This is a genomic window from Rhodoferax ferrireducens, from assembly GCF_003347515.1.
Taxonomy (GTDB): Bacteria; Pseudomonadota; Gammaproteobacteria; order Burkholderiales; family Burkholderiaceae_C; genus Rhodoferax.
Map to the genome: position 1 here is coordinate 1 of NZ_QEII01000034.1, position 224 is coordinate 224.

A 224-nucleotide genomic window follows, 5' to 3' on the forward strand; every position below is an offset into this window, starting at 1 on the left:
CAGATTCTGCAGGCCGGCTGGTATCTGCTGGAGTTGATTAACGAGATCCTGGATCTGGCCCTGATCGAGTCCGGCAAACTGTCGCTGTCGCTGGAGCCCATATCGCTGCCCGAAGTGCTGCTCGATTGCCAGGCCATGATCGAGCCGCAGGCGCAAAAAAGCGGCATCCACATCAGCTTTCCGCAGTTTGATCGCCCTTGCTTTGTCAGTGCCGACCGGACCCG

At 58.9% G+C, this 224-nt stretch carries 1 protein-coding gene; it reads left to right on the forward strand.

Annotated elements, in window-relative coordinates; translation table 11 throughout:
• A partial coding sequence (locus C5P05_RS00130) for a sensor histidine kinase (protein ID WP_420130702.1) occupies nt 1-224 on the forward strand: 224 nt, incomplete at both ends.